General features: G+C 66.4%; 23 protein-coding genes. 13 read left to right on the forward strand and 10 right to left on the reverse strand.

Annotated features, from left to right (window positions below):
- Window positions 1-7 precede the first annotated feature (7 nt).
- The 6 genes from U1839_RS18195 to U1839_RS18220 form a co-directional block, all read right to left on the reverse strand.
- A complete protein-coding gene (locus U1839_RS18195; protein ID WP_332805000.1) occupies window positions 8-946 on the reverse strand; it encodes a D-2-hydroxyacid dehydrogenase in 939 nt (312 codons plus the stop codon).
- A gap of 37 nt (window positions 947-983) precedes the next feature.
- Window positions 984-1,430 carry a TM2 domain-containing protein gene (locus U1839_RS18200; RefSeq protein WP_332805001.1) on the reverse strand — a complete coding sequence of 149 codons (447 nt, stop codon included), beginning with the start codon at window positions 1,428-1,430 and terminating at the stop codon, window positions 984-986.
- A 388-nt stretch (window positions 1,431-1,818) separates the two neighbouring features.
- Entirely contained in the window at window positions 1,819-3,249 is a 1,431-nt protein-coding gene (gene cysS, locus U1839_RS18205; RefSeq protein WP_332805002.1) for a cysteine--tRNA ligase, read from the reverse strand.
- A 93-nt stretch (window positions 3,250-3,342) separates the two neighbouring features.
- The gene (locus tag U1839_RS18210) at window positions 3,343-4,245 is read right to left on the reverse strand and encodes a dioxygenase family protein (RefSeq protein WP_332805003.1); all 903 of its coding nucleotides are present in this window, start codon (window positions 4,243-4,245) and stop codon (window positions 3,343-3,345) included.
- Between the two features lie 78 nt (window positions 4,246-4,323).
- A complete protein-coding gene (locus tag U1839_RS18215) occupies window positions 4,324-5,622 on the reverse strand; it encodes a sensor histidine kinase (protein ID WP_332805004.1) in 1,299 nt (432 codons plus the stop codon).
- The gene (locus U1839_RS18220) at window positions 5,622-6,338 is read right to left on the reverse strand and encodes a response regulator (protein WP_332805005.1); all 717 of its coding nucleotides are present in this window, start codon (window positions 6,336-6,338) and stop codon (window positions 5,622-5,624) included. The genes U1839_RS18215 and U1839_RS18220 overlap by 1 nt, the downstream gene beginning before the upstream one ends.
- A 222-nt stretch (window positions 6,339-6,560) precedes the next feature.
- Between U1839_RS18220 and rpsU the strand changes: the two genes are divergently transcribed.
- The 10 genes from rpsU to rfbB all read left to right on the forward strand — a co-directional run bounded on the left by rpsU (window position 6,561) and on the right by rfbB (window position 14,023).
- Window positions 6,561-6,767, forward strand: a complete 207-nt coding sequence (gene rpsU, locus U1839_RS18225; RefSeq protein ID WP_010162663.1) for a 30S ribosomal protein S21 — start codon at window positions 6,561-6,563, stop codon at window positions 6,765-6,767.
- A gap of 68 nt (window positions 6,768-6,835) precedes the next feature.
- On the forward strand, window positions 6,836-7,432 hold the full coding sequence (locus tag U1839_RS18230; protein ID WP_332805006.1) for an FKBP-type peptidyl-prolyl cis-trans isomerase: 597 nt from the start codon (window positions 6,836-6,838) through the stop codon (window positions 7,430-7,432).
- Window positions 7,432-8,058 (forward strand): FKBP-type peptidyl-prolyl cis-trans isomerase, encoded by a 627-nt coding sequence (locus tag U1839_RS18235; RefSeq protein ID WP_332805007.1) that lies wholly within the window; start codon window positions 7,432-7,434, stop codon window positions 8,056-8,058. Before U1839_RS18230 ends, U1839_RS18235 begins: the two co-directional genes overlap by 1 nt.
- Window positions 8,055-8,585, forward strand: coding sequence for an FKBP-type peptidyl-prolyl cis-trans isomerase (locus U1839_RS18240; protein ID WP_443030637.1), 531 nt, complete (start codon window positions 8,055-8,057; stop codon window positions 8,583-8,585). The genes U1839_RS18235 and U1839_RS18240 overlap by 4 nt, the downstream gene beginning before the upstream one ends.
- A gap of 68 nt (window positions 8,586-8,653) precedes the next feature.
- Window positions 8,654-10,045, forward strand: a complete 1,392-nt coding sequence (locus U1839_RS18245) for a cytochrome ubiquinol oxidase subunit I (RefSeq protein WP_332805008.1) — start codon at window positions 8,654-8,656, stop codon at window positions 10,043-10,045.
- On the forward strand, window positions 10,042-11,049 hold the full coding sequence (cydB, locus tag U1839_RS18250) for a cytochrome d ubiquinol oxidase subunit II (protein ID WP_332805009.1): 1,008 nt from the start codon (window positions 10,042-10,044) through the stop codon (window positions 11,047-11,049). The genes U1839_RS18245 and cydB overlap by 4 nt, the downstream gene beginning before the upstream one ends.
- Entirely contained in the window at window positions 11,049-11,168 is a 120-nt protein-coding gene (locus U1839_RS18255; RefSeq protein WP_281128557.1) for a DUF2474 domain-containing protein, read from the forward strand. Before cydB ends, U1839_RS18255 begins: the two co-directional genes overlap by 1 nt.
- A 40-nt stretch (window positions 11,169-11,208) precedes the next feature.
- Window positions 11,209-12,078 carry a UTP--glucose-1-phosphate uridylyltransferase GalU gene (gene galU / locus U1839_RS18260; RefSeq protein ID WP_332805010.1) on the forward strand — a complete coding sequence of 290 codons (870 nt, stop codon included), beginning with the start codon at window positions 11,209-11,211 and terminating at the stop codon, window positions 12,076-12,078.
- 47 nt (window positions 12,079-12,125) lie between these two features.
- Window positions 12,126-13,001, forward strand: a complete 876-nt coding sequence (rfbA, locus tag U1839_RS18265; RefSeq protein WP_332805011.1) for a glucose-1-phosphate thymidylyltransferase RfbA — start codon at window positions 12,126-12,128, stop codon at window positions 12,999-13,001.
- Window positions 12,998-14,023 (forward strand): dTDP-glucose 4,6-dehydratase, encoded by a 1,026-nt coding sequence (gene rfbB, locus U1839_RS18270; protein WP_332805012.1) that lies wholly within the window; start codon window positions 12,998-13,000, stop codon window positions 14,021-14,023. Before rfbA ends, rfbB begins: the two co-directional genes overlap by 4 nt.
- A 94-nt stretch (window positions 14,024-14,117) precedes the next feature.
- Here rfbB and U1839_RS18275 read toward each other — a convergent pair whose 3' ends face one another.
- Both U1839_RS18275 and U1839_RS18280 read right to left on the reverse strand, forming a co-directional pair.
- The gene (locus tag U1839_RS18275; RefSeq protein WP_281128561.1) at window positions 14,118-14,558 is read right to left on the reverse strand and encodes a FecR family protein; all 441 of its coding nucleotides are present in this window, start codon (window positions 14,556-14,558) and stop codon (window positions 14,118-14,120) included.
- Between the two features lie 147 nt (window positions 14,559-14,705).
- Complete coding sequence (locus U1839_RS18280; protein ID WP_332805013.1) at window positions 14,706-15,473, reverse strand: metallophosphoesterase family protein; 768 nt, start codon at window positions 15,471-15,473, stop codon at window positions 14,706-14,708.
- A 183-nt stretch (window positions 15,474-15,656) separates the two neighbouring features.
- Here U1839_RS18280 and U1839_RS18285 point away from each other — a divergent pair, with 183 nt between their 5' ends.
- Window positions 15,657-16,667: a Gfo/Idh/MocA family protein gene (locus tag U1839_RS18285; RefSeq protein WP_332805014.1), complete on the forward strand. Its 1,011-nt coding sequence runs from the start codon at window positions 15,657-15,659 to the stop codon at window positions 16,665-16,667.
- Window positions 16,664-17,854 (forward strand): NAD-dependent epimerase/dehydratase family protein, encoded by a 1,191-nt coding sequence (locus tag U1839_RS18290; RefSeq protein WP_332805015.1) that lies wholly within the window; start codon window positions 16,664-16,666, stop codon window positions 17,852-17,854. The genes U1839_RS18285 and U1839_RS18290 overlap by 4 nt, the downstream gene beginning before the upstream one ends.
- Window positions 17,855-17,857: 3 nt before the next feature.
- Here U1839_RS18290 and U1839_RS18295 read toward each other — a convergent pair whose 3' ends face one another.
- Together U1839_RS18295 and U1839_RS18300 are read right to left on the reverse strand one after the other, a co-directional pair.
- Window positions 17,858-19,345 (reverse strand): lipopolysaccharide biosynthesis protein, encoded by a 1,488-nt coding sequence (locus U1839_RS18295; RefSeq protein ID WP_332805016.1) that lies wholly within the window; start codon window positions 19,343-19,345, stop codon window positions 17,858-17,860.
- Window positions 19,346-19,560: 215 nt separating this feature from the next.
- Complete coding sequence (locus U1839_RS18300) at window positions 19,561-20,589, reverse strand: glycosyltransferase family 4 protein (RefSeq protein WP_332805017.1); 1,029 nt, start codon at window positions 20,587-20,589, stop codon at window positions 19,561-19,563.
- 206 nt (window positions 20,590-20,795) lie between these two features.
- Here U1839_RS18300 and U1839_RS18305 point away from each other — a divergent pair, with 206 nt between their 5' ends.
- Complete coding sequence (locus U1839_RS18305) at window positions 20,796-21,512, forward strand: polysaccharide biosynthesis/export family protein (protein WP_332805018.1); 717 nt, start codon at window positions 20,796-20,798, stop codon at window positions 21,510-21,512.
- Window positions 21,513-21,519 lie beyond the last annotated feature (7 nt).

Below are 21,519 nucleotides of genomic sequence, written 5' to 3' on the forward strand. Positions count from 1 at the left end.
AATCGCCCTAATACCCTGCGTCGAGGTCCACGACGTTGGTCAGCGGCGCCCCCGCCATGAATGCCGCGAGATTCTTCAGGAACAGCACCCCCGCGCGCTGGAACATCCTGGTCTGGCTGCGCCCCGACAGATGCATGGTGATCAGCGCATTGGGCGCCGACCATAACGGATGGTCGGCCGGCAACGGCTCGGGGTCGGTCGGGTCGAGAAAGGCGCCGGCGATCCGCCGCGCCTTCAGCGTCTCGATCAGCGCGTCCTGGTCGATCATGTCGCCGCGCGCGATGTTGATCAGCCACGCGCTCGGTTTCATCGCGCCGAGTTCGGCCGCGCCGAACATCGCCTTGGTCTCGCCGGTCGAGGGCGCGGCGAGGATCACCCAGTCGAAATCGCCCAGCCGGTCGCGCCACTGGTCGGGCGTCAGCGTGCCGTCGCGGCCCGACCGCGTCACCCCCGTAACGCGCACGCCGAAAGCGCGCAGCCGCTCGGCGATCAGCGTGCCGATCGCGCCCATTCCGATGACGATCGCGCTCGTCTCGAACAGTTCGACCTGCCCCGGCGCCGCCATCGTCCATTCGTGCCGATCGGCGAGGCGGACGACCTCGTCGTAACGCTTGGCCGCGACCAGCACGCCCATCACGGCATATTCGGCAACCGCGATCGCATTGATGCCGACGCCGTTGGTCAGCACCGCGCCGCGCGCCTTGATCAGGTCGAGCGGCATCGCGTCGAGCCCGGCATAGATGGTCGAGACCCATTTCAACTTCGGCCCCGCCGCACGGATCGCCGCCGCCGTCAGCTCCGTCGGCTGCATGTCGACCCAGGCGATATCGGCATCGGCAATCATCGCCTCGGCATCGCCGGGACTCGCAAACCACGCCACATCGAGCCCGGCGGGTAGATGCGGTTCGAGTAGCGGACGGGCGAGCGCGGGGAGAACGGCTTTCATGCGGTTCCCGTGCAGCACAATGCGCCGCGCGTCACGCTTAGAACCATGCGCGCTTCTCCTCGACATAGCTCCGTTCGAATTCGTCCTCCGGCGTCGCGATGTAGATGATGAACTCGATCAGCGCGACGGTCCAGGCGATGATCCCGGGCACGACCAGCAGCCACCCGATCGTCCCGCACAACAGCATGACGACGCCCGGCCCGATCTGGCCGAGATAGAATTTGTGCACCCCGAAGCCGCCGAGGAAAAAGGCCAGCAGCGCCGCGACGAGCTTGTTCTTGTCGCCCACCACCAGCCCGCCCCCGCCCAGGCTGTAGACGTCGACCGCACGGTCGCCGGCCACGGCGAAATCGACCGCCTGGCCCGGCCGTGGCGGCACGCGCTGCCGCCAGTCGCCCGCGCCGAACGCGTAGCGCTGCCCGTCATCGCCGGAGATCTGCCCCTCGCCGACCCGCGTATCGAACCCCAGAAGTTTGCCGCGCACGCTGTGCCCCCCAATTCGCCCCGTTCGGTGCAGCTTAGCCTTGTCGTCAGGCAAGGGAAGGGACCAAAAATCCTCCCCGGAACGGGGAGGGGGACCGCGCTTGCGCGGTGGAGGGGCTTGGAGCGCGGTGCGCGGGCCTCGCGCTCCAAGCCCCTCCACCACTTCGTGGTCCCCCTCCCCGTGCCGGGGAGGATTTTGGTCGGCTCCGCCGGCGCTGATTCAACTTTCCCGGCAAACGGCGCTTGGGAAACTCATGACCCCCACAACCCCCGCCCGAAAATCCCACAGCGCCCGCCGCCGCAATTCCCTGCCGGCGCGCCCGAAAAATACTAAAATTCCCTGCCAGACCGCCCCCGGCAGGGAATTCCCATCGACCCGCGTCGTCCGTTCAGACGGTCGGCTTCCAGTCCCAGCCGAGCGAATCGCCGTCCATCACCTCGACCCCGGCGGCGACCAGCGCATCGCGCAGGGCGTCGGAGCGGCCGAAATCCTTCGCCGCCCGCGCCGCACGGCGCTCGGCGAGCTGCGCCTCGATCTCCTCGACCGTGGCGGTCGCCGTCGCCGGCCGGACACGCAGCGTGGCGCGGCTCAGCGTCGCGAGGTCGAGCCCGAGCACGTCGTCGAAATCGGTCAGCGCTTTCAGCCGCATCGCCGGCGACAACCTCTTGTCGGCGAGCATATCGTCGAGCACCGGCAGCGCCCTGGGCGTGTTGAGATCGTCCGACACCGCTTCGTCGAGCGCGGTCAGGTAACGCGTCGGGTCGCCGCTCTCCGTGCCGTCGGCGCGGGCGCGCAGGCCATGGACCGCCATCACCAGCCGCTTCAGCCGCGTGAACGCCGCACCCAGGCTCTCCCACGAAAATTCCAGCTCGCCGCGATACTGCGCCTGCAGGCACATCAACCGATAGGCCAGCGGGTGATAGCCGGCATCGACCAAAGTCTGCAGCCGCGTGAAGGCGCCGCTCGACTTGCTCATCTTGCCGTCGCGTTCGACCAGGAAGTTGTTGTGCATCCAGAAGGTCGCGCCGGTGTCGGCGCAGCCGCAATGCGCCTGGTTCTGCGCGATCTCATTGGGGTGGTGGATCTCGCGATGGTCGATCCCGCCGGTATGGATGTCGAACGATGCGCCGAGATATTTCTGGCTCATCACCGAGCATTCGAGATGCCAGCCCGGCGCGCCGGGACCCCAGGGCGAATCCCACTCCATCTGCCGGTTCTCGCCCGGTGCGGATTTGCGCCAGATCGCAAAGTCCTGCGGATGGCGCTTGCCGGCGACCGGATCGATCCGGCCCTCGCGCTCGTCGTCGCTGACCCGCGCGAGCCGGCCGTAATCGGGCACCGTCGCCACGTCGAAATACAGCCCCGATTCGAGCTCGTAGCAATGCTTCGGCGCGATCGCCTGCGCAAAGGCGATCATCTCGGCGATGTGGTCGGTGGCGAGCGGAAAGCCGCTCGGTTCGCGGATGTTAAGGTCCTTCAGATTCTGCTTGAAGGTCGCGGTGTAATGTGTCGCGATGTCCCAGATGCTGGTCGATGCGGCGCGCGCCGCCGCCTCCATCTTGTCGTCGCCGGCATCGGCGTCGGAGGTCAGGTGCCCGACATCGGTGATGTTGATGATGTGGGTTAGTTTATAGCCCTTCCATGTCAGCACGCGGCTCAGCGTGTCGGTGAAGACATAGGCGCGCAGATTGCCGATATGGGCATAGTTGTAGACCGTCGGTCCGCACGAATAGACCCGGACATTGGCGGGATCGAGCGGGACGAACGGCTCCAGCGCGCGCGTCAGGCTGTTATAGAGTGTGAGGGTGGCAGCGGTCATGCCCGGTGCCATAGCGGGCCGCGCTGCGGAAACAAACGCCCCGAACGCGACCCGCCCCTTTCCGCGCCCCCCGGCGCGGCAGGCTCGTCGGCGTCAGAGCGCCAGGCCGACCACCGCGGTCGCGGTGTAGCCGGCCGTCGCGCTGCCGTTCATCGTGGGTGTCTGCTGGGCGATCTGCGCGGTCGTGTTGTCGCCGAAGACATTGTCACTCGCCAGGCTGATCGCGGCGAAATTGCTCTTGCTCGACGGGTAGGTAGTGGTGTCGGCATAGATCGTGCTGCTCACCGCCGCCGGCAGCGCGAGTTGCGAGACCAGCACGGCGTAGCGCCCGCTGGTCGCCGCGCTCAGGCTGGAAAAGACCTCGAAATGGATGTGCGGCCAGCGCCCCGAATAACAGCCCGGGAAGATCGTCGAGAAGGTCACCTGCCCGGCGGCGTTGGTCACCTGCACGCCGCGCAGATAACTCTCGGCCGGCGCGGTATAGAGCGAGTAATTGCCGCTGCGGTCGCAATGCCACAGATACACGGCATAGCCGAGCAGCGGGGCGCACGCCGCGTTGACGTTGACCAGCGTCAGCGTGATCGACACCTGGACGCCGCCTGCGACGGTCGTAGAACTGATGAAGCTGCCGCGAATGTCGGAGCGGACGATCCCGCTGCTGGCCAGCGCGTTGGAGGTCGTGCCGCTCGACGTGTTGGTGCCGTCGGCGGGGTAGGGGCCGCTGGTCTCGGTCGGGTCGACGATGCAGCTTGCCGCGGTCGTCGCGGTCGGGGTCGGCGTCGGGCTGGGCGTCGGGCTGGGCGTCGCGGTCGCTCCCGTCACGACGGTGCTGTCAGTGCTGCTCGCCCCGCAGCCCGAGCAGCCCGCGATGATCGCGGCGGTCCCGGCACCAGCGAACCATTTCAGCGCCCGGCGTCGTTCGAGCATCGCCGCCATCTGCCGCAAATCGTGCGTCAGGCCGAGATCGTGATCGTCGTGGCGATGGTCGTGCGGCATGCTGAACTCCCGGATGTTGTCGGGAAGCAACTAGGCACCGAACGACGCCGCGATATTTCGGCGACGTTGCGCAATGTTTCAGCCGTGATCGAGTGGCAATATCACGCAAACCCGGCCGCCGCCCGGGTGATTGTCGAGCGCGACGCTGCCACGATGCGCCTCGGCAATCGAACGGACGATGGCGAGGCCGAGTCCGGTGCCGCCGGTCTCGCGATTGCGCGACGGGTCGCCGCGCACGAACGGCTCGAACAGGCGGTCGTCGGCGCGCGGGTCGAATCCCGGCCCCTGGTCGTCGATCGTCACCACGACCTTGTCATCGACCACCTGCCAGGCGACCACCGCCGACTGGCCGTAGCGGATCGCATTCTCGACCAGGTTGGCGAACAGCCGGCGCAACGCCTGCGGATCGCCGCGCACGATCGCGCGGACGCCCGGCGTGATGGCCACCGGGGCGCCGGCGATGTGCATGTCCTCGCTCAGGCTGTCGAGCAGGCTGCCCAGCTCGATCCGCGCATCGGCCTCGGGCTTCGATTCGTCGCGCGCGAAGCGCAGCACCGCGCCGAGCATGCCGCGCATTTCGTCGAGATCGGCATTGGCGCGCAGCCGCGACTCCTCGGGCAGCTGTTCGACCCAGAAGGCGAGTCGCGACAGCGGCGTGCCGAGATCGTGCGCGATCGCGGCGAGCATCGTCGTGCGCCCCTCGGCATGGCGCGACAGCCGGTCGTGCATCCGCGAGATCGCGCGCGACAGGATGCGGACCTCGCCGACGCCGTTCAGCGGCATCGGGCCGAGCGGCACGCCGGCGCGCGCCTCGCCGGCGCTTTCGGCGATCCGTCGGATCGGCCGCGCGATCGCCCGCGACAGCGCCCATGCCGGCCAGGCCAAAGCGAGGATCGTCGCCAGCAGCGCCAGCAGCGTCACCCAGTACCAGCGCTTGATCAATGGGCTCGGCGCGTTGGAGACGACGCGCCACGACGTGCCGTGCTGCCAGGCCACCACGAAATCACCGAAGATGAACTCACCGGCAAAGGGGTCGTCGATGCCGATCGGCAGTTGGGTCGACCAGACGAGCACCTGGCTTGGCGGGACACCAAGCAATTGCGCGACCCGCAACGCACGGCCAGGCTGCGCGACCATCGCAGCGGACGGGGCGGGGCGGTTCGGCTTTTCCGCGATACGCAGGCCGGGGCCGAAATGGTGTCGCGGCTTCTCGCCGCGCATCGCCGCGACGATCGCCGTGACCAATTGCGGGGGATCGCCCGGTGGCGGACCGCGAAACGAGATCGCGACGAACACCGCCGTCGCGGTCAGCACCGAACCGAGCACCAACGCGAAGATCGACTTGGTGATCGACCCGATACGGGCGCGCGGCGCCATCACTTGGTGACGACCTCGGCGCTGAACATATATCCTTCGTTGCGCACCGTGCGGATCAGCTCCTCGCCATGATCGCGCTCCAGCTTCTTGCGCAGCCGGCTGATCTGTACGTCGATCGCGCGGTCGAAATGCTCGCTATTGGGGCCGCGCGACAGGTCGAGCAGCTGGTCGCGCGTCAGCACGCGGCGCGGATGGTCGACCATCGCGAGCAGCAGGCGAAACTCGCCGTCCGACAGGTTGATCAGCACATCGTCGGGGTCGATCAGCTCGCGCCCGACCGGATCGAGCCGCCAGCCAGCGAAACGCCGCCAGGTCCGCGTCGGCGCGGCCAGCGCCGCGCTGGGCGCGCTGTTGCGGCGCAGGACCGAGCGAATGCGCGCCAGCAGCTCGCGCGGATTGGCCGGCTTGGCGAGATAGTCGTCGGCGCCCATCTCGAGCCCGACGATGCGGTCGACCTCCTGACCGATCACCGACAGGATGATCACCGCCGGGCTGGTCGCGCGGTCGAGCGAGCGCAGGATGGTCAGCCCGTCCTCGCCCGGCATCATCACGTCGAGCACTATGAGCGCATAGGATTGCTGCGCCATCGCGGCGCGGATCTCTGCGCCGTTGCCGGCGGTATCGACGACATAGCCATGCTGGCCGAGGAATCCGGCGGTCAGTTCACGGATACCGGGATCGTCGTCGACGATCAGGAGGCGGGTTTCGAGGTCCATCGATGGCGCGCGCTGAAGCATCCGACGGGAATGGCCGTCCAGCGTATCCGCCGCATTGCAACGCTGCAACGAATCTCGCTTGGCCGCGCATGTGTTGCATCGCCGCCACAGTGCTGGGCGCGTGCTTGTCTTTTGCGGGACTCGCTGTTAGTGGCACGCCCATTCGGCGCGAGCAGGTGCTTGCGACGACCATATCCTATTGATTCGGAGTTGACGGGTTTTATGCAAATCATCGTGCGCGATAACAATGTCGATCAGGCGCTCCGGGCTCTCAAGAAGAAGCTTCAGCGCGAAGGCGTCTATCGCGAAATGAAGCTGCGCCGTCACTATGAGAAGCCCAGCGAGAAGCGCGCTCGTGAGCGTGCCGCCGCCGTGCGCCGCGCCCGCAAGCTCGAGCGCAAGCGGATGGAGCGCGACGGCGCCCGGTAAATCCGGGCTCCTACGCTTTCCTTCGTCTTCCCGGCGCTATTGCCGCTTCTCCCGCGTGGAGTGCTCCCATGTCGACCGTCACCGCCGTCCCGCTGCAACCCGTCCGGCGGAGCGTGCTGGTGTATCTGTGGCTGGGCATCGCGCTGGCGGTGATCGCGGCCGTGGCGCTGGCATGGCAGGCACCGCAGGACGAGGTCGCGGTCGCGCTGGCCAAGGTGCGCCGCGGCGACGCGACTGTCCAGACGACCGCCAGCGGCCTGCTCTACAAGGTGATCAAGCCTGGTGCCGGTGATGCGCACCCGACCGATGCGGATGTTACGCTGGTCAACTACGAGGGCAAGCTGATCAACGGCACCACCTTCGATGCGTCGCAGCAGCCGACGCCGATGCCCGTCAAGGGCATCGTCCCCGGCGTCGCCGAAGCGCTCAAACTGATGACCAAGGGCGCCAAGTACCGCTTCTGGGTCAAGCCTAGCCTTGCCTATGGCGACAAGGCAGCCGGGCCGATCCCGGCGCATTCGGTGCTGGTGTTCGATTTCGAGCTGCTCGACTGGAAGTCAGAGGCCGAAATTCGCCAGATTCAGGCGATGCAGCAGATGATGCAGCAGCAGGGCGGCGCTCCCGCCGGCGGTCCTCCTGGCGCCGCGCCGCAGGGCGACCGCTGATGGCCACGACCCCGCCGCCCGTCGCACGGCGCCCCGCCGACACCACGACCGGGCGTTATCAGCCGCTGCTCTACATCCTCCTCGGCATCGTGCTGGGTGTGCTCGGCACATTCGGCGCGACCTATGGCGCGAAGGCGTGGAAGGCCTACAACGATCCCGCCGCGGTATTCCTGCGCCACAATCGCGGCGCCGACAGCAGCATCGTCGAGACGGCTTCGGGCTTGCAGTACAAGGTGCTCAAGCCGGGTGCCGGCGCAGCGAAACCGACCGACGCCGATGTCGTGCTGGTCAACTATGAAGGCAAGCTGGAGAACGGCACGACCTTCGACGCCTCGCAGCAGCCGACGCCGATGTCGCTCAAGCGCGTCATCCCAGGCTTCTCCGAAGCGATCAAGCTGATGCCTAAGGGCGCCAAGTACCGCGTCTGGATGCCACCGGTGCTGGGCTATGGCGACAAGGTGACGGGCCCGATCCCGGCTAATTCGGTGCTGGTGTTCGATCTCGAGTTGCTCGACTGGAAGTCAGAGGCCGAGATCCGCCAGATGCAAATGTTGCAGCAGATGCAGGCGCAGGGCGCTGGTGCTGCTGGTGCTGCACCGCCCCCCGGAGCCGTGAAGAAGCCGTGATCCGTGCGCGTTCGTTGATGGTGCTCGCGATGGCGGTGGTATTGCCGTCGGCGCTCGCGGCGCAATCCGCGCCCGTCGCCGCCGATCCGGCCGCGCTGTTTATGGCGCAGAACCGGAGCGCCGATCATACGGTGGTCGAAACCCCTTCCGGCCTGCAGTACAAGGTCCTGACTCCAGGCAGCGAAGCGGTGCGCCCGACCACCGACGATGTCGTGCTGATCATGTACAAGGGCAGCCTGACCAACGGCACGGTGTTCGACCAGAGCGAGCGGCCGACGCCCATGGCGATTTCCGACGTCGTGCCGGGCTTTTCCGAAGCGCTGACGCTGATGGCGCGCGGCGCGAAGTATCGCGTGTGGATCAAGCCGAGCCTCGGTTATGGTGATCAGGCGAGCGGGCCGATCCCGGCCAACTCGGTGCTGGTGTTCGACATCGAGCTGATCGACTGGAAGACCCGCGCCGAGCTCATGCGGATGCAGCAACAAGCGCAACAGCCGGCGCCCGCCACGGCACCACCAGCGAAGTAGCGATTGCCGCAAGCGCGTATGCGCTGCGCGCACTTGCGCGGTTAATGTCGCGGGCGCAGAGCGCCGCCATGTTCGACTCGTTCGACCCGGTAAGCTTGGCGCGCGCGCAGTTCGCGTTCACGGTCAGTTTCCATTTCATCTTCCCGTCTTTCTCGATCGGGCTGGCGAGTTATCTCGCGGTGCTCGAAGGCTTGTGGTTGAAGACCGGCAAGCAGCGCTTCCTCGACATCTACCATTTCTGGCTCAAGATCTTCGCCGTTGCCTTCGCGATGGGCGTCGTGTCGGGCATCGTCATGTCCTATCAGTTCGGCACCAACTGGGCGGTGTTCTCGGACAAGACCGGGCCGATCCTCGGGCCGCTGATGGCCTATGAGGTGCTCACCGCCTTCTTCCTCGAAGCGGGTTTCCTCGGCGTGATGCTGTTCGGGATGAAGAAGGTCGGCCGCAAGCTGCACTTCGCCGCGACCTGCGTGGTCGCGGTCGGCACCTTCATCTCGGCCTTCTGGATCCTCTCGGCCAACAGCTGGATGCAGACGCCGACCGGCTATGCGATCAACGCGCAGGGCCAGTTCGTCATGGCGGGATCGTGGCTCAAGGTGATCTTCAACCCGAGCTTTCCCTATCGCCTCGTCCATACCGTCATCGGCGCTTACCTCACGACCTCGCTGGTCGTCGGCGCGACCGGGGCGTGGCATCTGCTCAAGAATCCGGCCGACCGGCACGCGCGGACGATCTTCTCGATGGCGATGTGGATGGCGGCGCTCGTCGCGCCGATCCAGATCGCGGCGGGCGACATGCAGGGCCTCAATACGCTCGAGCACCAGCCGGCCAAGGTGCTGGCAATGGAAGGCGATTACGACGCCAGCCCGAGCGGTGCGCCGCTGGTGCTGTTCGGGCTGCCGAGCGACGCCGAAGGGCGCGTGCGCTACAAGGTCGAGGTGCCGCATGTCGGCTCGCTGATCCTCAAGCATGATCCCAACGCGCCGCTCCCGGGACTCAAGGATTTCCCGCGCGACCAATGGGCGCCGGTGGCGATCGTGTTCTGGTCGTTTCGCATCATGGTCGGGCTCGGCCTGGCGATCTTCGGTCTGGGCCTGTGGAGCCTCGTGGCGCGCGCTCGCGGCAAGCTCTACGACTGGCGCTGGCTGCACCGTGCCGCGCTGGTGATGGGGCCGGCCGGCTTCGTCGCGGTGATCGCGGGCTGGGTGACGACCGAATCGGGGCGTCAGCCCTGGACGGTCTATGGCTTGCTGCGCACACAGGCGAGCGTGTCGCCGCTCGCCGCGCCCGCCGTCGGCGCCTCCTTGATCGCGTTCGTCTGCGTCTATTTCGCGGTGTTCGGCTTCGGCACCTGGTACATCCTCAAGCTGATCAACAAGGGCGTCGAGACCGGCGAGTCCGCGCTCGACGACTCGCCGATCCGCACCGCGGGCATCACCCCGGCGGGGCAGCAACTATGAGCGTCGACATGGATCTCGCCACGGTCTGGGCGTTCATCATCGCCTTTGCGGTGTTCGCCTATGTCGTGCTCGACGGTTTCGACCTCGGCATCGGCATCATTTTCCCGCACTTCGCGGTGGGCGACGAGCGCGACCAGGCAATGAACGCGATCGCGCCGGTATGGGACGGCAACGAGACCTGGCTGGTGCTCGGCGGCGGCGGGCTGATGGCGGCGTTTCCGCTGGCCTTCGCCATCGTCATGCCGGCGCTCTACCCGCCCATCATCGCGATGCTGCTCGGCCTCGTCTTTCGCGGCGTCGCGTTCGAGTTCCGCTGGCGCGACCCGCGCCATCGCAGCTTTTGGGATTTCGCCTTCACCGCCGGCTCGGTCGTCGCCGCGCTGGCGCAGGGCATCACGCTCGGCGCGCTGCTGCAGGGTATCAAGGTCGCCGGGCGCGGCTATGGCGGCGGCTGGCTCGACTGGCTGACCCCGTTCAGCCTGCTCACCGGCGGCAGCGTGGTCGCCGGCTATGCGCTGCTCGGCAGCTGCTGGCTGATCGCCAAGGCGGAAGGGGAGGCGCAGCGCCACGCTTACCGCATCGCGCGCCGCTTTGGCGCGGTGACGCTGGCAGCGATCGTTGCCGTCAGCGCGGCGACGCCGTTCCTGACGCACGATTATTATTCACGCTGGCTCGCCATGCCGGGCGTATTGTTGACCGCGCCGGTGCCCTTGCTGGTCGGCGTGCTGGGCCTGCTGTTCTGGCGCGCGCTGGGGCGCAAGGCGGAATATGCGCCGTTCCTGCTGGTCCTCGCGCTGTTCGCGCTGTGCTTTGTCGGGCTCGGAATCAGCATGTATCCGTACATCGTGCCCAATCAGGTGACGATCTGGGCGGCGGCGTCGCCGGCGAGTTCGCAGCTGTTCATGCTGGTCGGCGCCGGCATCATGATCCCGATCATCCTCGCCTATAGCGGATGGTCCTATTGGGTGTTCCGGGGCAAGGCCGGCGCGACGGGTTACCATTGATGGAGGCCGATGCCGCTCCGCTGTGGAAGCGTCTGGGCTGGATGGCGGCGATCTGGGCGATGAGCGTCGTCGCGCTCGGCGTGGTCGCCTGGGGCTTGCGCTTGTGGCTGCACGCCTGAGCGGCTAATCGCGGCGGACTTTCCGGAGGACTATTCCCGCATGACGATCAAGCCGCTGCGCAAAGCCGTGTTCCCGGTCGGTGGGCTCGGAACCCGCTTCCTGCCCGCGACCAAGGCGCTGCCCAAGGAAATGCTCCCGGTGGTCGATCGCCCGCTGATCCAGTACGCCGTGGATGAGGCGCTGGAAGCCGGGATCGAGCAGATGATCTTCGTCACCGGGCGCGGCAAGTCGGCGATCGAGGACCATTTCGACATCGCCTATGAGCTCGAGACGACGATGGCGCATCGCGGCAAGTCGATGGAGCTGCTCCACCAGACCCGCCTCAAGCCTGGCGCGGTGGCCTATGTCCGCCAGCAGGAGCCGATGGGGCTGGGGCATGCCGTGTGGTGCGCCCGCGACATTGTCGGCGACGAGCCCTTTGCCGTGCTGCTCGCCGACGATTTCATGGTCGGCAATCCGGGCTGTCTCAAGCAGATGGTCGACGCCTATATGCAGGTCGGCGGCAACATGATCTGCGCGCAGATCGTCGCCGACGACCAGACCGACAAGTACGGCGTCATCACGCCCGGCACGCGCAACGGTGCGCTGACCGAGGTGAAGGGTCTGGTCGAGAAGCCCAAGGCGGGAACGGCGCCGTCGAACCTCGCGGTGATCGGTCGTTACATTCTCCAGCCCGAGGTGATGCGCGTGCTCGAAACGCAGGAACTTGGTGCGGGCAACGAGATCCAGTTGACCGATGCGATGGCGCGGATGATCGGCGACCAACCCTTTCACGGCCTGACCTTCGATGGGCAGCGCTACGATTGCGGCGACAAGGCCGGCTATGTGCAGGCCAATCTCGCCGTGGCGGTGGGGCGCGACGACATCGGCCCCGCCGTGCGCGCCTTTGCGGTCGATCTGCTTCGTTAACCATTCGACGCTAGCCCGGACTCCGGGATAGCGACGGGCCGGGACACATGAAGGGTATCATTCTCGCGGGGGGCAGCGGCACGCGGCTCTATCCGGCGACGCTGGCGATCTCGAAGCAGCTGCTGCCGGTGTTCGACAAGCCGATGATCTACTATCCGTTGTCGGTATTGATGCTCGCTGGCATTCGCGACATCCTGGTCATCTCGACCCCGCGCGACCTGCCGATGTTCCGACTGCTGCTCGGCGACGGATCGGCCTTCGGCATCAACCTGTCCTACGCGGAACAGCCCGCGCCGGGCGGCTTGCCGCAGGCCTTTCTGGTCGGCGAGCAATTTCTCGATGGCGACGCCTGCGCGATGATCCTGGGCGACAACATCTTTCACGGCGATGGCCTGGCGCGCAAATGCCGCGCGGCGATGGCGCGGGCCGAAGCGGGGCGCGCCACGGCATTCGCCTATCGGATCGACGATCCCGAGCGCTACGGCGTCGTGACGTTCGACGATGACGGGCGCGCCCGGTCGATCGAGGAGAAGCCGGTAGCCCCGACATCCTCCTGGGCGGTGACCGGACTCTATTTCTGCGATTCGCGCGTCGTCGAGATCGCGCGTCGCCTTGGCCCGTCGCCTCGAGGGGAACTCGAGATCGTCGATTTGCTCGACGCCTATCTGGCGACCGATTCGCTTGACATCGACAAGCTCGGGCGCGGTTATGCGTGGCTCGACACCGGCACGCACGACAGCCTGCACGACGCCTCGTCGTTCGTGCGCGCGATCGAGCGGCGCCAGGGCATCAAGATCGCCTGCCCGGAGGAGATCGCGTTGGACCATGGCTATCTCGACCGCGCCGCCGTGCTCGCCCGCGCCGCAGCGATGGGGCGTACCGACTATGCCGCCTATCTCAACCGGTGCGCGGCTGCGGCGTGAACGCGAGGCCGGTCGAACGCACGGTCTTGGTAACCGGCGGTGCCGGCTTCATCGGCTCGGCGGTCTGTCGCCTGCTGGTGGCGGATGGCAGCACGCGCGTCGTCAATCTCGACAAGCTGACCTATGCCGCCTCGCCGACGGCACTGGTCGGCGTTGCCGCAGCGCCCAACTATCGTTTCGTTCAGGGTGATATTGACGATCGGCCGCTGGTGGCGAGCCTGCTGGCGGAGGAGCGAATCGATGCGGTGATGCACCTTGCCGCAGAGAGCCATGTCGATCGCTCGCTCGCCGATGCGGGCCAGTTCATCGCCACCAACATCACCGGGACCTACCATCTTCTCGAAGCGGTGCTCGATCATTGGCGTGGCCTGGACGGAGTGGGGCAGGAGCGTTTCCGGTTTCTGCATGTGTCGACCGACGAGGTGTTCGGCGACCTCCCTTATGATTCGGGTTCTTTCGACGAGGATTCGCCTTATCGGCCGTCCTCCCCTTATGCCGCGTCCAAGGCGGCGGCGGACCATCTCGTGCGCGCCTGGGCGCGAAGCTACGACCTGCCGGTCTTGCTGACCAACTGTTCGAACAATTACGGGCCGTTCCAGCATCCCGAAAAGCTCATTCCGCTGACGATCACACGGGCACTGCGCGGCGAGCCAGTGCCGGTTTATGGCGATGGTGAGAATGTGCGCGACTGGATGCATGTCGAGGATCATGCACGCGCGCTCGACCTCGTGCTGCGGCAAGGCGAGCCAGGGCGGACCTATGCGATCGGCGCGCGCGAGGAGCAGCGCAATATCGCCGTGGTGACGATGATCTGCGACCTGCTCGATGCGCGGGTGCCGCGTCCCGGGATGAGGCGGCGAGATTTGATTCGCTTCGTTGCCGACCGGCGCGGCCATGACCGGCGCTACGCGATCGATCCAGCGCGTATCGAGGCCGAACTGGAATGGCGCCCGGCGCGATCGTTCGAAGAAGGGCTGGCCGCGACCGTCGGCTGGTACGTCGCGCAGGAAGGCGCGGCGTAGCGACACGCGTGCGTCACTGTCCCATTGCGGGACGGCACATAAAAAAAGGGCCGAGCTTTCGCCCGGCCCCCTCTATCCGATAAACCGAAGAGCCTTACGGGCTGGCCGGCTTCGAGCTGCTGTTGCTGGTCGCAGCGATCACGCCGCCGGCAACGGCCAGCAGCGCAAGGCCGCCGATCACGTAACCCGAACCGCCCGAACCGCCTTCGCCAGCGCCGCTGCTGTCGTCATCGCCACCAGCCGCGAACGACTTGGCCGACGAGCCGCAACCAGCGACCGAAAGCATCGAGGTCGGCGCAACGGTGTAGCTGCAGCCCTGCGACTGAACCCGAGCGCTTGCCTTGCCGCGCGTCACGATACGATCGCCGACGAACAGCTGCTGACCGGCGAATGCCGGAACCAGCTTGCCGTCACGAGCGACGAACGTGCCCTGATCGGCCGAGGTCAGCTTGCCAATGGCCTGATCGGCACCTGCGAATGCCGGTGCAGAAAGGCTCGCCACTATAAGGGCGGCGGTTACCCGCGAAAATTTCATTATCAGTCTCCTCCTGAACCGCGTCGAAGTAGGCTCACAGGAGGGGAAATAGCTTGCCCCCTCCGCCTTGTCCACCCGAAAACGCTCGCGCTTGCACAACGGTTTCGCATGAGTGGCCTAAACACCACAAAGGGTAAAAAGTTTCTTTCAGACCTGCGCCTGAAGGTAATTTCGTGTCGTGCCTTCGATGCGGATCGCGGTCAAGACGCCGGAGGCATAGGCGCCGGTATCGATCCCGATTCGGTTGGGCTGTTCGTCGGGTGCGGATGTGATGGTGTGACCGTGCACCACGACGAACGGGTGCGCGACGGTGCTGTCGAGAAAGTCCTCGCGAATCCAGCGCAGGTCGCGGGTCGACTGAGCGTCGAGCGGTACGCCCGGGCGGATGCCCGCGTGAACGAAGACATAATCCCCAAAGCGGAAGCTGTCGGCAAAGCTGGCGATGAATGCGCGATGTTCCGACGGGATGGCCGCATTGACCAACGCCGCTGCATGCTCGACGTCCATCGCCGCCAGTCGGCCGACCTCGACGCCGTAACTCTGCGCGCACTCATAACCACCATAAGTGAGCCAGTCGCGAAACTTCTCGTCGGGCTTGTCGAGGACGCGCAGCATCATCTCTTCGTGATTGCCCATCAGGAACACCGGATGGGGCAGATATTTTTTGCTGCGAAGCAGCAAATCGATCACGCCGTGCGAATCGGGGCCGCGGTCGATCAGATCGCCGACGAAGACGATATATTCGCGTTCACAGGGGTTCGCCCGGCTGTCGGCCTCGATCTGTTCGAGCAGGTTGCGCAACAGGTCGAGCCGGCCATGAACGTCGCCGATCGCATAAGCGCGCGCGTCCGCCGGTCCGCTGGGTGCGGTGATGATGGCTGGCGCGACCGCCTTGCGGCGAAACTTCTCAAACACTTCGATCTCAATCTCTTGTCGAACCGAACTTCTGTCGCACCGACAAAATATCTGTGGCGGTCAAAGGACGGCAAACCCTCTGGCAAATTATCGGCGGCCCGTTAAGGGGCTTCGCGTGGAAAAACCTGTTTCCGCGCGCTGGTCGCGCGTCCCGACACTGTGGAACCCGATCGGAGCTGGTGCATGAGCCGCGTCCGGATGGCGATGGTCGGTTGCGGCGCGATTGCCGAGCTGGGCCATTTGCCCGGTGCTCGCCTGGCCGACAAGGTCGAGTTCACCGTCCTGATCGATCGCGACGAGGCGCGCGCGCGCGCGCTCGCGGCGCGTTTCGGCATCGCCCATGTCGCGACCGACATTGCGGCGGCTTCCGATCACGCCGACGCGGCCTGTGTTGCGCTGCCGCATCACATCCACCGCCAGGCGACCGAGCTCCTGCTCGAACGCGGTCTTCATATCCTGATCGAAAAGCCGCTCGCCACGACGCTGGCGGATTGCGACGCCATGCTGGCGACGGCGGCCAGGGTCGGCCGCAAGGTCGGCGTGGCGATGGTACGACGCTATGCGCCGTCCTCGCGCTATCTCAAGCAGCTGGTCGATTCGGGCATGCTCGGGCGAATCGAGCGCATTCACATCGTCAGCGGGGTCGGCGACGCCTGGGCGGGTCAGTCACTCTACATGTTGAGCGCGCGCGAGAGTGGCGGCGGCGTGCTGATGTGCAATGGCTGCCACGATCTCGACGCGCTGACCTGGCTGCTGGGGCCGGTCGATGCGCTGCAATGCCAGATCGATTCGGCTTTCGGTCTGGAGGGCAATTGCCGGATCGACTGCACGATGGCGTCGGGCGCGACCGGGATCATCGAACTGAGCCGAACAGTTACGATGAACAACATGATTCGCATCGAGGGCACCAACGGCACGGTGGTCGCGCCGCTGATCGGTGCCGGGCTTTCGGTCGGCCCGCGCGGCGGACCCCTTTCGCTGACCGGCGACGTCGATGGCGCGACATTCGATTTTCCGCAGTTGATGGCTGATCAGCTCGACGACTTCGCCGGCGCGATCCAGGACGACCGCGCGCCGCTGGCCGATGGCGCGGCAGGCCGCGACATCGTCGCGCTGATCGAGCGTTGCTATGCGGGGGCTACGCCCATGTCATTTCCCTGGGCGCGCCCCATCGCCATGCCGGTGGCGGCATGACCGACGCAATGCAGGGGCGGACCGCGCTGGTCACGGGCGGCACCGGCTTCATCGGCGGGCGGTTGATCGAGATCCTCGTCGGCCAGTACGGCATGAAGGTGCGGACCTTGGTGCGCGGCACCTCGACCGGCAGCGGCGCCTATCGCGCCGCGGCGGCCGGTGCGTCGTTCGTCACCGGCGCGCTGACCGATCAGGCAGCGATGCGCGCGGCGCTCGAGGGCGTCGACTATGTGTTCCACTGCGCGTTCGGCTCGCATGGCGACCTTGCCGAGCAACGTCGCGTCACGGTCGAGGGCACGCGCACGCTGGCCGCGGCCGCGGGTGAAGCCGGAGTGCGACATTTCGTCAATCTCGGGACGATCGTCTCGTTCGGCGCGGATACACCGGCCGAAGTCGATGAGAATTATGCCGTCCGGCGGATGTGGAAATGGCCCTATGCGATCGACAAGCGCGACGCCGAACAAGCTATCGCCGAGGAGCATGGCCGTTCCGGGCTGGCCGCGACGACGTTGCGGCTCGGGGTGATCTACGGACCCTATGGGCCGGCGTTTACGCTCTACCCGCTGGCCCTGCTCAAGACATCGCGGCTCGCGCTGATCGATGGCGGGCGCGGGGTTTGCGCGGCAGCCTATGTCGATGACGTGATCCAGGCGATCCTCCTCGCCGCGCAGCGCCCGGCAGGGCCGCCGGAAACCTTCATCATCAAGGGGCCGGACCGGGTCACCTGGCGGCAATTCTACGAATCCTATGAAGCGATGCTCGGCGTCGAGCGGCTCGTCGAGATGAGCCGTGCGGAGATGCGCGGCGCCAAGGGCAAGTTGATGCGCGCGGCGATGCGTGCCGTGGTCGGCGAAGGTCTCGCAGCGTTGAAGGCGAGCCCGGGCTTCAAGCGCGCGGCCGGCGCGCTGCCGCTCGTGCGCCCCGCCTATGGCATGATCAGCAAGCGACGCGCGGGAAGCGCGACCGATGCCGCGCCGGCAAGCGCGGCCGAAGCGCGTGCGCCGGATCTGCCGGTCGAGCTTATTCCGCCGATGATGATCGACTATTATGCCAGCACGACCGAATATCGCATCGACCGCGCGCGCACCGTGCTTGGCTATGCGCCGGTCTACGACCTGGCGTCGGGCATGGCGCTGACGGCGCAATGGGCGCGCTGGGCGAATCTCGTCCCGCCCGAAGGGGCATGAGCGTCAGGCGCCGCCGGCCTTGATGGTGCGCGTCGAGACGAAGGCGCGCACCATGGCCTGCTCGTCGCGGTCGAGAAGGAAATAGGCCGCGACGCAATAGCCGATCGCGAGGCTGAAGCCGGCGATGGCGAGCCCCAGCATGTCGTGAAACACGAAAAGCTTGCCGATCGCGATCGCGCCGACGCAGGAAATGCCGAACAACGCGGCGGCGACCAGCATCGGCGGATAGAAGGTCGCGCGCGGTTGCTCGATATTGCTCGCGGCATAGGGGATGAGGAAGACCAGTTCCTTGATCGCCAGGCTGAGGCCGACCGCGCCGGCCACGCCGAGAATGCCGAGCGCGCTGTGTGCGCCGATGAGCAGCGCGATGGCCACGCCGATCGCGCCGGTGACCAACTGGATCAGCCCCGACAGCATCACCCGGTCCGCCGCGAGCGAAATGGTATAGAGCGGCACCACCGTGGAGGTGATCGCGATCGGCGCGATCTGCACCACCATCAACGGCCAGTAGCTGACGAAATCGGGTCCGAGCCAGACATGCAGGATCTGATCCGACAGGCCGCACAGATAACCCGCCGGGAGCGCGACGCAGATCGCCATGAACTTCATCGCGGTACGGGTATAGCTGACCAGTTCGCGCGGTTGCGACCGCGCATAGAGCGTCAGGATGGTCGGCACGCACAGCACGGCGACCGATGTCGCGCCGTTGCGCAGGAACAGGGACCATTGGCTGACTGCGGCGTAATGACCGGCGAGATGCGCGCCGAACAGCTTGTTGGCGAGCACCAGTTCCGAGCTGCCGACGAGGATGGTACCGATCTGCATGATCAGCACCTTGGAGGCGATGCCCGAGATCGAGCGGAACTCCTTTGCCTCATAAGCGAAGGTAAAGAAGGCGAGATGCGGCGCTGCGCGCCGTGCGAACACCATGCTCAGCACGATGCCGATGACCGCGCTGGCGAGGATCGCGGTCGCGGCGTTGACGACGGTGGCGGTGAAGGCGACGAACAGGGCGATCGTCAGCGCAACGCGCGTGATCGTCTGGATGGCGGCCGAGATGTTGCTGAGATCGAGCCGGTTGCGGCTGAAGATGATGCCCTGGAACGGCGTCGAGAGGACCGACAGCACGAACGCCGCGGCGACGAAGGCGAACAACAGCCGCGTCGCCGTTTCCGCGCCGGGCGGTACGTCGAACAGGCTGGTCGAGAACCACGCCACGCCGGCGAGCGGGACGGCGAGGAGGAAGGCGAGGGCGCCGGCACCGGCCAGGGCCGAGCCGAAGGCGACGCTGGCACGTTCGGGATCGTTATGTTCGAGCGCGAAGGTCAGATTGCGGTTGAGCGAGGCACTCAACGTCTGGGTGATGATGCTGAAATAGGAGACGATCGTCGTCGCCAGCGGGATCAGGCCATAGGCGGCCGGGCCCAGCTGGTGGACGAGGAAGGGCGTGAACCAGATCCCGATCCCGATCGACAGGACGAAGCCGATCACGGTGGTGGCAAAATTACGCCGCGTTTGCCCGACAGACGTCATGGCAGCCTTTCTGGTTGATCACTGGGGCCCGATTTCATCGCTCTTCTGGCGGCTGGCTGTCCGGGGCGGACCCGACACGGTCCATGAAGATGTCGCCCGTATCCGTTGCGCGGAGGCGCGCCAACCCAGAAAGGCGTTTCGCCGCGAAGAGATCGCCATGGCAGGATTGGTGGCTAACGCGCGGCGAATTTGGCGATGGTCGCGCGCAACTGTGCGGCGATCGCCTCTGCGGTATGGCGGGCAAGATGTGCGACGCGATCGGGCTGCGCCGGGTCGACCGGGTCGGCGCGCGCCGCCGCGATGGCGGCGGCGGCGCTGGCCGGGTCGTTCGGCGTAAAGGTACGGCCGCACGCGCCGATCGCCTGCGGCAGCCCGCCGATATCCGAGACGACCATCGCGCAACCGCTCGCCAGCCCCTCCAGCGCGACGATGCCGAACGGCTCGGCCCAGACCGACGGGACGATCATCACGCGATGCGCGTTGAGCGTGCGACGCAGCGTTTCGCCCGTCTGCGCGCCGAGAAACTCGACCCGGTCGGCGATCCCAAGCGTCATGGCGAGCGCTTCAGACTGCCCGCGCGCCGGGCCGTCGCCCACCACCGACAGCCGCGCCGTGCCAAGCGGGCCGCCGGGTAACGCCATGGCGCGCAGCACGACATCGCAGCCCTTTTCGGGAACGAGCCGGCCGACCACGACGAGATCGCGATCGCGCGCCACCGTCGTGTCGATATGGAACAGGCTGGCGTCATAGGGATTGGGCAGGGTGAGCCGGGGTCGCCGGTCGGGCAGCCGATCGGTAATGAAATCGCTGCAGCCCAGATTGGCGCGCACGCGATATTCGATCAGCAGCCGCTTCACCTGTTGCGACGGTGTCAGCTTGCGCAGCGGCATGGCCGGGTCGCGATACTCATGCTGATGCCATACGAACAGCGGCGTACCGGCGGCGAGCACCGCCGGTGCGAGTTTCAGCCCGATATTGGGCATGATCGCGGCATCGGCGCCGCGACAGATCGCGAAGGCAGCCGCGAAGCTCGGCCGCCGGATCAGGCGATAGGCGCGATCGGGCATCGGCCCGCCGGGTTGCAGCGTCAGCACCGTCACGTCGTCACCGCCGCGGCCAAGCGCATCGGCGGTCATTTCCGACAGATTTTCGATGCCGCCAATATTGGGCACGAACGGTGTCGTGCAAATGGCGATCCGCATAGCTTCCCCGTATTGACCTTGCGGCCGACGAACCAAAGGCAACCCCCGATGCCCGCCGGTGCTATGCCGAGTTTGTCGAACGATAGGAAGGGGGCAGGGCCGGATCAGCGCCGACATTCGGTCGGCGATGCCGATAAAGGGGATCATCGCTTGATTCATGCGGTGCGGTCGTTAGGAGATGGCCGAGATGTTGGAGCTAGGGTGATATGCGTACCAGCGGGACGAATCAGGTGTGGCGGCGGTTGTCGGCATGGGTCGTGATGGCCGGTGTGGCGATGGCGCTGTCGGGCTGCGCGACGCGTGGCGGGCCGGTCGCCTATGCGACGGATCCGCTGGCGAAACCCGATATCCCGACCGATATCGCGCCGACCAACGACTACCACCTCGGCCCGGCGGACGTTCTCAACGTCTCGGTCTATGGCGTATCGGAGTTCAGCGGCGACTATACCGTCGACAGCGTCGGGCGGATCAAGTTGCCGCTGGTCGGTGACGTCGCGGTCCAGGGCCAGACCAGCGATCAGGTCGCGACGGTGCTGACCCAGAAGCTCCAGGCGACCTATCTGCGCGACCCGAAGGTCCAGGTCGTGCTCAAAACGGCACAGAGCCAGCGAATCACGGTCGATGGATCGGTCGCGCAGCCCGGCCTCTACGCCATCGGCGCGGACACCACGCTGATCCAGGCGATCGCGACCGCCAAGGGCGTGACCGACGACGGCAACCCGCGCCGCGTGGTCATTTTCCGCAAGATCGCCGGCGTGCGCCAAGCGGCCGCGTTCGACCTCACCGATATCCGGCGCGGCAAGGCGCCCGACCCGCAAGTCTACAGCAACGACATCATCGTCGTTGACGGCAATGGCGCGAGCAAGGCGTTCAAGAACGTTGTTCAGGCGTTGCCGATCGCCGCGCTGTTCCGGCCCTTCTAGAAAATCA

The organism is Parasphingomonas halimpatiens (assembly GCF_036663795.1).
In the GTDB taxonomy this organism is placed as follows: domain Bacteria; phylum Pseudomonadota; class Alphaproteobacteria; order Sphingomonadales; family Sphingomonadaceae; genus Sphingomonas.

What these genes read in the sequence shown, in the direction of transcription:
- U1839_RS18195 (WP_332805000.1), bottom strand. Translation starts at nt 946, where the DNA reads ATGAAAGCCGTTCTCCCCGCGCTCGCCCGTCCGCTACTCGAACCGCAT.
- cysS (WP_332805002.1), bottom strand. Translation starts at nt 3,249, where the DNA reads ATGACCGCTGCCACCCTCACACTCTATAACAGCCTGACGCGCGCGCTG.
- U1839_RS18210 (WP_332805003.1), bottom strand. Translation starts at nt 4,245, where the DNA reads ATGCCGCACGACCATCGCCACGACGATCACGATCTCGGCCTGACGCAC.
- U1839_RS18215 (WP_332805004.1), bottom strand. Translation starts at nt 5,622, where the DNA reads ATGGCGCCGCGCGCCCGTATCGGGTCGATCACCAAGTCGATCTTCGCG.
- U1839_RS18220 (WP_332805005.1), bottom strand. Translation starts at nt 6,338, where the DNA reads ATGGACCTCGAAACCCGCCTCCTGATCGTCGACGACGATCCCGGTATC.
- rpsU (WP_010162663.1), top strand. Translation starts at nt 6,561, where the DNA reads ATGCAAATCATCGTGCGCGATAACAATGTCGATCAGGCGCTCCGGGCT.
- U1839_RS18230 (WP_332805006.1), top strand. Translation starts at nt 6,836, where the DNA reads ATGTCGACCGTCACCGCCGTCCCGCTGCAACCCGTCCGGCGGAGCGTG.
- U1839_RS18235 (WP_332805007.1), top strand. Translation starts at nt 7,432, where the DNA reads ATGGCCACGACCCCGCCGCCCGTCGCACGGCGCCCCGCCGACACCACG.
- U1839_RS18245 (WP_332805008.1), top strand. Translation starts at nt 8,654, where the DNA reads ATGTTCGACTCGTTCGACCCGGTAAGCTTGGCGCGCGCGCAGTTCGCG.
- cydB (WP_332805009.1), top strand. Translation starts at nt 10,042, where the DNA reads ATGAGCGTCGACATGGATCTCGCCACGGTCTGGGCGTTCATCATCGCC.
- U1839_RS18255 (WP_281128557.1), top strand. Translation starts at nt 11,049, where the DNA reads ATGGAGGCCGATGCCGCTCCGCTGTGGAAGCGTCTGGGCTGGATGGCG.
- galU (WP_332805010.1), top strand. Translation starts at nt 11,209, where the DNA reads ATGACGATCAAGCCGCTGCGCAAAGCCGTGTTCCCGGTCGGTGGGCTC.
- rfbA (WP_332805011.1), top strand. Translation starts at nt 12,126, where the DNA reads ATGAAGGGTATCATTCTCGCGGGGGGCAGCGGCACGCGGCTCTATCCG.
- U1839_RS18275 (WP_281128561.1), bottom strand. Translation starts at nt 14,558, where the DNA reads ATGAAATTTTCGCGGGTAACCGCCGCCCTTATAGTGGCGAGCCTTTCT.
- U1839_RS18285 (WP_332805014.1), top strand. Translation starts at nt 15,657, where the DNA reads ATGAGCCGCGTCCGGATGGCGATGGTCGGTTGCGGCGCGATTGCCGAG.
- U1839_RS18290 (WP_332805015.1), top strand. Translation starts at nt 16,664, where the DNA reads ATGACCGACGCAATGCAGGGGCGGACCGCGCTGGTCACGGGCGGCACC.
- U1839_RS18300 (WP_332805017.1), bottom strand. Translation starts at nt 20,589, where the DNA reads ATGCGGATCGCCATTTGCACGACACCGTTCGTGCCCAATATTGGCGGC.
- U1839_RS18305 (WP_332805018.1), top strand. Translation starts at nt 20,796, where the DNA reads ATGCGTACCAGCGGGACGAATCAGGTGTGGCGGCGGTTGTCGGCATGG.